Here is a 9,926-nt window from a genome sequence, read left to right on the forward strand (position 1 = left end):
CGGTAAAATCCATCCAACGAAAGACTCCCATCATGGGAATGAAATATCCTGCAACATTTCGGCACGCCCGATCCACATCTTCTACCGAAGCATAGTCTTCATCTACCAGATGCATGGCTTCACGGTACATGGCGTACATGAGCCTATTGGCAATAAATCCAGGTATGTCTTTTTTCAACAAAACGGTTTCTTTCTGCCAGAGTTCCCCCAAATCATAAAGAAACTGGGCCTTTTTCAAATCGCTTTTATCCCCACAAATAACTTCCAAGAAGCGAGTGGTAAATGCAGGTTCCATCCAGTGTAATCCAAAAAATCTTTCCGGATTACTCACAAAAACCTGTAAATCACTAATTGGAATTGCCGATGTATTGCTCGTAATAAAGGCATCTTTGGCAACAATGGCATCTATTTTTTCAAAAACCTCCTTTTTTATATTGATATCTTCCTTGATTGATTCCAGCACCAACCTGCTATCTTTCAATGTAGTAAGGTCTGAAGATACGGTTAGCTTTTTCAGGTAATCCTCAGGAGGACCTTCCAAAAGTCCTTTTTCTTCGGCCAATTTGAAGTGGTTTTTAATTCGTGTTTTAGCTCCTTCAAGCGCATCTTCTACCAATTCAACACCTGTTACAGGGTGCCCAGCTATTAGCATACAAACAGCAATGCTGCTCCCCATCATTCCTAAACCAATGATTCCTACAGGAAAGTCATTAGGGTCAAATTCACCTGACATATAAATATTTTAAGTGATATAAGGCCGACTAATGGATAGCCGGCCTGAATTCAATGAAACAATTTTATAAATGTACAACTTTTCCTGTTTTTACAGATTCGTCACAAGCAAAAGCTATCCTAAGGCTATTGACTGCATCTTCCATATGATCCGTTAAATCAATGTCCTCTTTGATGGCCTTCAAAAAATACTCTTGTTCTCGTTTACACAAGCCATTGTGATCCGGCTCATCTGTCAAATCAATCCATTCATCTTCATGAGCAAATTTCTCGTTGGCATCTAACTCAGATCTATGGTATAAAAGTGATTCGGTTTTAGTATGTGCTTCAATACTATCTGATTTTCCAGATCCACCTGCTTCTTTGGCTACAATTGACACAGATCCCTTTGGGCCAAATACATCTTTTATAAAAAAGGCTGTTTCACTGACCATTGGCCCCCAACCTGCCTCATACCAACCTACAGAACCATCTTCAAATCGAATTTGAAGGTTTCCATAATTATAATTTCCTTCAGGAATTTCTTCCGTTAATCTGGCCCCTATGGCATAGACCTGAACAGGTTTAGAACGAGTCATTTGACACATTACATCAATATAATGCACACCACAATCCACTATAGGACTAAGACTTTTCATTAGATTTCTATGCAAAGTCCACATTTTGTCTTCACTCTGTTGGTTCAAGTTCATCCGCATAACCAAAGGTTTGCCTAACTTTTGACTTACAGAGATAAAATTCTCCCATGAAGGATGATGCCTCAAGATATAACCTACCACAAGCTTTTTATTGTGTTTGGTGGCTGCATTCACAACTCTTCTGGCTCCTTCCACGGTATCAGCTAAAGGCTTTTCAACAAAGACATCACAACCACTTTCAATAGCTTTAATGGCAAAGGTCTCATGCGTATCAGGATAGGTAGATATACTTACTGCATCAGGTTTGGTTGCCTCCATAGCTTTATAAAAATCATCATACAAGGCATATCCCCCTCCGAGTTTTTCATTCAATACTTCCTTGGTTTTACCTCCGGATACAAGTCCCACAATTTCATACCCATCCAACTCATGGTATGCCAGAGCATGTGAGGCTCCCATATTTCCACATCCAACTACTAATACTTTAACTGATTCTTGGCTCATGGTTTATATTTTTTATAATTAAAGATTAAACTTATTGAATACATGCTATTGATAAAAATAATCCTTCAGGTTTATTTGATCAAAGGGTAAAGGGTTATTTCTTTGAATGCTATGGTTGCCCCTTCAGACTGCACCTGTATCCTTCCAAATTCAGGTTCTACTTTGGTGGCAAAGTTGACCAGCTTACCATTTAAAAATACGGCAATATTTCCGTCCCAGGTCTGAATTTCTAAATCATTCCATTTACCAGCTTTCTTCTCCACTTCTTTTTTTCCTCTAAAGTCAATGGTATCAGTCCATTTTGGTGATCTACCATACCAATTGATCCTACCTCTGTTGATTCGTCTCAAATCTCCACCGGGCTTATAAAGGTGCGAACTTCCCTGTAATTCTTCTGCTACCGGTGCGCTAAGACCAAAAGTCTCAGTTCCATCACCTACCACCAAGAAATCACCGGTACCACCTTCAATGATTTGAACTTCAATCCCATGCATCCAAATTCCATTGTATCCACCATCTTTACCTTGTGAATGAATCAAAAAACCACTATCTCTGGCTTTGGTTTTTCGGTCCCCATAAGTCTCTCCTTCCCAACGAAAAGCAGTTTTTAAAATATAATTATCATAGGGATTTATGGTTGTAATACAGCCCCATTCTTCACCACTTATGGTCAGTATACCATCAATCACTTGAAACACATTTTTTGGGTCTTCATCCCTTCCTCTATCTTTAATAAAGGTATACCAATGATCCAAATCATTTCCATCAAACAAGGCAATTGCCTCCCCCTTTTCCCAGCTATCCGGAAGGTCTTTCGGGAAACTTTGGGCAAGGGCAGAAAAACTCACCAAACAAAGGGCAAAAAACAATACTAAACAAATACTTGGCTTTCTAAGCATAATTGCATTTTAACATTGGTTTATAATAATTTAACTAGTTATTTCTGTTATAAATACCATCAGGAAGGGATTGTAGGTAATGTATTAAATCACTGATTTCTTGATTGTTCAGATTGCTTAATAAACCGGCCGGCATCAAGGATTGCTTGGCCTCCTCCATTGCTACAATATCCTCTTCATCAACAGTTATTATACTGCCCGGACCTATGGCCAACTCATACCTTCCATTTTCAAAACGCTTAACAATACCCAAGTATTTCTGAGACTTTGTTTGCAAAGAAACCGTTTCATATTCTCGAGCGAAACTAGCCCCGGGAAAAAGCATTGCCTCTAATAGATCATGCCGGGAACGAATCTCACCAATATTCGTTAAGTCCGGCCCAAAAGTCTCTCCTTTTCCTGATACAGCATGACAAGTACTACAAGCCCCAACCCCATAAAATATAGCTCTTCCCTTGTCTACATCTCCTTTTACTAAACCTGAAGCCATCTCTTCTAATTGGGCTAATCGGCCCTCTTGCCTGGCTTCAAGACTGTCCAACAAAGTCTTACCTGCATTACTTTTTTCGAAAATTAGGGCCAATCGATCGGGGGATAAATTAGCCCAAACCTCTTGACGATCCAATAATTTTTCTTCCAATTTTACTAAAATACTTACATCTTCAACAGTATCAAATAATTCAAGTAAATAAGACACATTACCATTGGCAGACACAGGGATAATTTCCTGCAAAAGCCAAGATAAGTCCTGTGTATTTAATTCTAAATTTCTTAATATACTTATAGCTTCACCATGAAGCGGTTGCCTTCCTTCCACTAACAATTGCTTGGCAATCCATTTAAAATCAGCTGTGGACAAGGATTCTCCTAAGCTTATTAAACCTTTATAAACAGTCAACTTTAAGGAGGCATCCTCCTTGGTCTCAGACAATATTATTTTAAGGGGGGAAATAAATGCTTTTTCTTTTAATTGGACAACCAAATTAATCACCGCTTTTTGGATACCTTTTTCGGGACTATTTAGCAAAAGAAATAAACTGTTTTTGAGCTCGGTCAAAAGTTCTTTAGGAGGATTATTCTCCAATAATTGCAAAATCTGCAATTTTTCTTCTGTAGATTTTTTTGTATTCCCCAATACATTGGCTAAGTATTTTTGAACAGCAATGGCATCAATAAAAGTGGGTAATATGCTTGTTAATTCATTTATCTGACTTTTATCCTCAGTGAAAAAATATTTCAGATAATCGGTAAAGGCCACCTCCCAGTCAGGATGGTTTTCCAGCACCCAAAGCGCTGTTGCCCGAACTGTACTGTCAGGATTAGTCAAAAAGTTTGGCATCAAGTCTTCACTTAGTAATGCACTTTCTTTTTGATCCAAAGCGATCAAGGCCGCTTTATTAAAGTTGCCGTTCTGCAAATCTTCCAAAAGCAAATCTTCATTCTCCATTTGAATCAAAGCAAAAGTTACTGCATGGGATAAAAACCTATCCGTGCCATGAGTCTTCATTAAATTCAGTAAGGGAGTGGTTGCCTGAGGATCCCCTATTTGACCTAGAGCAACTGCTACTTGTCTTGCCAAAGCCGGGTTGGATTGATTATCCAACAATTGAATCAATTCCTCCTTGGCAGAAATAACCTCAGCAAGGCCTATTACTCTCGCCGCTGCAATTTTTACTTGGTCACTTTCATCTGTTAATCCCTTGACGAGTTGATTCCAAGCCCTAGGATTTTGGGTCCTAAATAACAGGAAAACCGCCTTTGTCCGAATGGCTTCATCCGGATGATTTTCTAATAAATTGACCAAATATGGTATGGCAACAAGGGGTTGTTTCAACAGGTATTCCCCAGCCCTATTGGAGACCTTCCAACGGGGATCTTCCAAATGGCCCACCAGTTCAGGAACGGATAAGGATTCCCATGCTATTTTATTTCCCCATGGATCTTTACCCGGCGTGTTCTTCTTCTTACGAATCCTAAATATTCCACCGGACACTTCAGGCTTGGCAGTTCGGCTTAAAGGACAACCGGAAATAAACCAACCACCGGTATTGACCACCAACAAATTCCCTCCCGGCTCTTGAAGGACATCAGTAGGATGAAAATCAGCAAGACTGGAGGTCATAAAATGTTCACTACTGGCTTTATAGCTTGCTCCTGAAGGAGAAAGCACCGTTTTCACTATTCTGCCGGTATTGAATTCAGCATGAAATAAATTGCCTTCAAATTCATCTCCCCAATTGCTCCCCTCATATCGCATTAAGCCTGAAGGAGAAACCCTAGCCATTTTATGCATGACCGGCATCAAACTACCGGTACGGACCAAGTTATCTACCCCAATCACTGCATTTGGTTTTGGGTATACCCCGTCTTCCACCCAATGCATAAGTGCATCCCTATATCCACCCTGAGGATCGGTAAAATAGGTCATTGTACCCAAAACATCACCTGAAGGAGTAAATGCCAACTCTATGGAGTTGTCAAAACCACCTCCGGCAAAGCTCTGTAATTGAGTTCCATTGGTTAGACATCGCCATATTCGAGCTCCTTTACCCTTAAAATTGACAAACTCTTTGCTTTGGATATCAAAACCTCTTCTGGCATCTGCCATGTACAGATACCCATCCGGTCCCATAAACGGTCCGCTCAAAATGGCAGCATTGTGATTCAATGTCCATCCGGTTAGCAATACCTCCTTTTCTTCGGCAACGCCGTCTCCATCATTATCCGTAAACTTGATCAAATCCGGAGAAGCTGTAACAATTAAACTTCCATCTACAAAGGCCCCTCCCATCGGAAATGGTAAATTGTCAACGTAAACGGTTTTCTGATCAAAAATGCCATCCTGATTTGAATCTGACAATAACAAAATTTGAAAATCCGGTTCTTCCAGAATTTCTTCCGTACCCTCGGTATGGCCACTCGATTCCATCACAAACAACCGACCTTGATCATCAAATACCCCAAACATAGGGTATTGTACAAGGCCGGGTATAACAGCTTCTTCGATCTCGAAACCTTCAGGAACTTCAATACCGGGAAGCTGCTTGGAAGCACCTTCCCAGGTATTTAAAGTTAACAAAATGGTTAAGGTTGCAACAAAAGCAATCAACCCAATCCAAATTTTATGCTTATTTGTGATTTGTCGCATGTATTAGGAAATCAATATTAATGCTTATTTCTATCGATAAGCATAGGGAAAAACTGACCTTCCAGTTTTTCACCGGGAGAAAATACAGGCACTCCTTTTAAAAGCTCTTGGTCCGTATTTGATTTGGTTCCATCGGCAAATACATTGAGCACAAAGGCCCTTCTAGACCTCTCCGATTTGTTTTCATAGGAGCCATGCACCATTAAAGGATGGTGGAAAGTGCCATATCCTCTTTCCATTTCTATGGGAACAGGTTTGAATTCTTTTTTCTGCTCTTCTGTAAGATATTCCATTAGCCCTTCCATATCTCCTGCCAATTCCGGTTTATCTAATAAACCCCACTTGTGGCTTTTTGGGACATAGTAAAGACAACCATTGTCTACATCTACATCATCCAGGCCCACCCAACAGGTCAGGTGTTGCATGGGCACAGACCTGGTCCAATAAGAATAATCCTGATGCCATGCCACTACTCCCCCATGTTTGGCGGGTTTACAAAACAGTTGATCATGCCAAAAACGCACGGAATTATCTCCCAACAATTGGCTGGCCGCCATAACAAATGCCGGATTCCATAAAATATCATGAAACCCTTCTTTCACCCTCCAATGTCCCAGTGAATGAAATAGAACGGTATCCGGATTGGCTGATTCATTAGAAACAAATTCGTAAAACAAGTCCATTCCCGGTTGATTGGGATCTGTAATACTTTCCAATTCTTTGTTGAGGCTTGCTACCTGCCAGTGTTTCAACAACTTTATATTGGGTAAGTAGCCATTCTCGTTGAAAAAGGCAATTTGCTCCGTTGTTAATTTATATTGATCCCATTCCTTTTCACTTTTTGGCCATTCAAAAAGGTCTGAAATAAGTTCATGAACTTTTGATAAATCACTTATCATTGGTACTAAAATTAATTTTAATGATGTGTTTATGGGTTGGTCAGTAGTGGAGCGATCTGCTCAGCTGAGGTCACTCCGGGAGGTAATTCGGTTACGGTCAGGTTTCGAAAATGGATAGGTGCTCCTTCAGATTCAAGGCAGATATAACCCTTTTTTTGTGAGGCTTTACTAATGCCATTTACAAATTTTCCATTAACAGATAGTTTTACTACACCATCCACGGCTACGACCACATATGTATTCCACAGGCCTTTACCTAAACAACGGTTTTCAATGGATTTACTACGTGTTCCTCTGGGGGTGTCCGGTACCGTTTCTACACCGCCAACGCCAAATAATTCACCATGAACATAAGCTATGGGAGGTAACTCACCTTTGTCATTTTTATGTTGGTTTACCCAGTCCAGTTCAAGCATCTGAACTTCCAAGCCATTAGGAAGATCATTTGGCCCTGGAGTAGCATCTGACCAAACAAAGGTCCCGGAATTGCCCCCATCTGACATGTGTTTCCATTCCACATACATGATGAAGTTTTCGTATTGATTTTCCGAACGGATCACCCCAATCGGTAATCCCTCACAAATCAGTTCATCTCCCTCAAATCGCCAGGTATCCTTGCCTGTATTTACATCAATCCAATTGATGGCTTGCCCCTTGTCTTTTTTACCCTGAATCAAGGCGCTAAGGTCTTGTTGTACTCCAAACTTAAATAGCTTTTCTTGGGCCATCAAAGGTTCCAAGAGGAAAAACATAAAGAAAAGAATGGAAAAAATCTTATAAATTGTCTTCATTGGTTAAATTTTAAAATGGTAAGGTTTTAGACCGCTTTGGTGATTCCGGGAATGGCTACTTGTGGTACATCTACTACCAAATCCCATCGGTAATCAGCTGCTGCAGGTCCAAGCTTGACTTCACTCTTCATTGCTTCTTCCCAAGTAATCGTTTGGCCGCTGTAACCTGCCATTCTACCTATAATTGCCAGCATGGTACTATTGGCCATCAGTTCACCTTGATTCATAGGTTTTCCTGCCCTTATATATTCAAATAACTCTACATGTTGTGTATCATATGGGTTATTGGATGGACCTTCATAATCCCATCTGGTCTCCCCCATTGTGGCATGAGTCCTTTTACCAGAATCAATAGTCGCAAATCCTTCAGTTCCTGTGAAATCTGCTCTATTGGTATTTGAGCAACCTTTTTGTTGCCTGCTCATATGCACCCCTTTGATATTGTTCTCATATTGGTACTCTATAGCAAAATGATCATATATATTCCCCCATTTTTCTTCGGTTCTTGCCTGTCTTCCACCTGTTCCTGTAACACTTATTGGCACACGATCTCCCAAGGCCCAAGACATTAAGTCCAAACTATGAACCATCATCTCTACAATATAATCACCTGATAACCAATCATAATAGTACCAATTCCTCAATTGATATTCCATCTCAGTCCAACTCTCTTGTCGCTCTTTATACCACAATCCTCCCCCATTCCTGATAGTAAAAACACTGGTAATGTCTCCTATTCCTCCGTTATTCATGCGTTCAAATAAGGCTCGTTTTGCCAAATCAAACCTATAAGTAAATCCTGAAACCACTGATAGCCCTTTTTCTTTGGCCAATCTGGCAGATTCCAGAACACTCCTTATACCAGGAGCATCTACTGCAACTGGTTTTTCACAAAAAACATGCTTACCTGCCTCAACAGCAGCTTTGAAGTGAGAAGGCCTAAAAGCTGGTGGAGTTGTTAAAATAACAACATCAACACCTGAGTCAAGCACTTGCTGAATAGCATCAAAGCCAACAAACTTATGTGCTTCATCAACTTTCACCTGTTCCGGGTTAATCTTTACAAGGGATTGATAAGACTCTTCAAGGTAATCTGAGAATATGTCTCCCATAGCTGTTAGCTCTGCATCTTTATCTGCTTTCAACGCTTGCGCTGCAGCTCCTGTTCCTCTACCACCACATCCAATAAGTCCTACCTTAAGCTTTGCCCTTTGGCCGGCAAATCCTTCTCTGATATTAAATCCAAATGGCAATACAGTTCCTGCTACTAGTGCTGTACCTGTAGATTTTAAAAATGATCGTCGATTCTTATTATTTTGCTCCATAGTATGTAACTGTTTTGAGACCGATCGGTCCTATAGAATAATGAATATTGCGTAAAATACAATATGTCTCATCAACTTCAAACAATTTTTATATCAAAAGGTATGGCATTTGATAAATAAATTTTTGTACTTGTTTGGTTTGGGTAAAAAATAATATTTTGATATCAATTGGCAATAGGCCTGTTAGGCCCACTCAAAACCGCTATCCTAATTCCTTCATTTCCGGATTGTCTCTTTTTTTCCTTCCATTTTATTGCTTGAACACTTAGCAACCAATGCTAAAATTTACCACATATAAACCCTTTGCAATAAGCTAAGGTACACTTTTAAATCTCCTCGATTTTTAAAAAATTATGATTAGGGAATAAAAAAATGATCAAGAGAAATTACCCTTGATCACCTTTATTATCTTTTTGATTTTGAATTTAAAACTGAACGCCAAAAACTTTGGCACCACTAACAGGCATGTCACATATAAAAACACCTCCACTTAAAGGATATTGATCCAGCATTTCTGGACTCATATTTTCCTGAGCTGTCGTAATCAATAATTGTTTTCCATCCTTTCCACCAAAGGCACAAGAAGTAACATGGGGCGCAGGAACTTCTATTTTATCCAGTTTCTCACCGGTCTCAGGATCCCACTGATAAACGCCAAACCCACCGTAATGGGCTATCCAAAGCTTTCCATTTTGGTCCATACACATTCCATCTGGTGTACCAAGTTCTTCAGGAACATTTACAACTACTTTTATAAACTCAATCTTCCCGGTGCTTGCTTCATAGGCAAAGGCCTTTATTTCCCTTGTTGGGCTGTCAATAAAATACATGGTCTTGTGATCCAATGACCAACAAATACCATTAGAAATAGACACATCTTCCACTTTTTTCTTTACAGATAGGTCTTTTTCTACACAATATAAGGCTCCGGCATGAGCTGTAAATTTTGTACTCATGGTTCCAACCCAAAGCCTTCCTTGACTGTCACAA

8 protein-coding genes are annotated in these 9,926 nt (G+C 39.9%); all 8 read right to left on the reverse strand.

All coding sequences use genetic code 11. The annotated features are described in order from the left end of the window. Nucleotides 1-733: 3-hydroxyacyl-CoA dehydrogenase family protein (locus tag AAC037_RS11030; RefSeq protein ID WP_339903044.1), on the reverse strand; the 733-nt coding region annotated here is incomplete at its 3' end. 64 nt (nucleotides 734-797) lie between these two features. Next, complete coding sequence (locus AAC037_RS11035; RefSeq protein WP_339903045.1) at nucleotides 798-1,874, reverse strand: Gfo/Idh/MocA family oxidoreductase; 1,077 nt, start codon at nucleotides 1,872-1,874, stop codon at nucleotides 798-800. A gap of 71 nt (nucleotides 1,875-1,945) precedes the next feature. Continuing rightward, nucleotides 1,946-2,773, reverse strand: coding sequence for a DUF1080 domain-containing protein (locus AAC037_RS11040; protein ID WP_339903046.1), 828 nt, complete (start codon nucleotides 2,771-2,773; stop codon nucleotides 1,946-1,948). A gap of 34 nt (nucleotides 2,774-2,807) precedes the next feature. Continuing rightward, nucleotides 2,808-5,921: a PVC-type heme-binding CxxCH protein gene (locus AAC037_RS11045; RefSeq protein WP_339903047.1), complete on the reverse strand. Its 3,114-nt coding sequence runs from the start codon at nucleotides 5,919-5,921 to the stop codon at nucleotides 2,808-2,810. A 17-nt stretch (nucleotides 5,922-5,938) separates the two neighbouring features. Then, entirely contained in the window at nucleotides 5,939-6,820 is an 882-nt protein-coding gene (locus tag AAC037_RS11050; RefSeq protein WP_339903048.1) for a phytanoyl-CoA dioxygenase family protein, read from the reverse strand. A gap of 29 nt (nucleotides 6,821-6,849) precedes the next feature. Further along, nucleotides 6,850-7,611, reverse strand: coding sequence for a DUF1080 domain-containing protein (locus tag AAC037_RS11055; protein ID WP_339903049.1), 762 nt, complete (start codon nucleotides 7,609-7,611; stop codon nucleotides 6,850-6,852). A gap of 26 nt (nucleotides 7,612-7,637) precedes the next feature. Further along, complete coding sequence (locus AAC037_RS11060; RefSeq protein WP_339903050.1) at nucleotides 7,638-8,936, reverse strand: Gfo/Idh/MocA family oxidoreductase; 1,299 nt, start codon at nucleotides 8,934-8,936, stop codon at nucleotides 7,638-7,640. A gap of 425 nt (nucleotides 8,937-9,361) precedes the next feature. Beyond that, the coding region (locus AAC037_RS11065; RefSeq protein WP_339903051.1) for an SMP-30/gluconolactonase/LRE family protein at nucleotides 9,362-9,926 on the reverse strand (565 nt) is incomplete at its 5' end.

Source organism: uncultured Cyclobacterium sp. (genome assembly GCF_963976465.1).
GTDB lineage: Bacteria > Bacteroidota > Bacteroidia > Cytophagales > Cyclobacteriaceae > Cyclobacterium.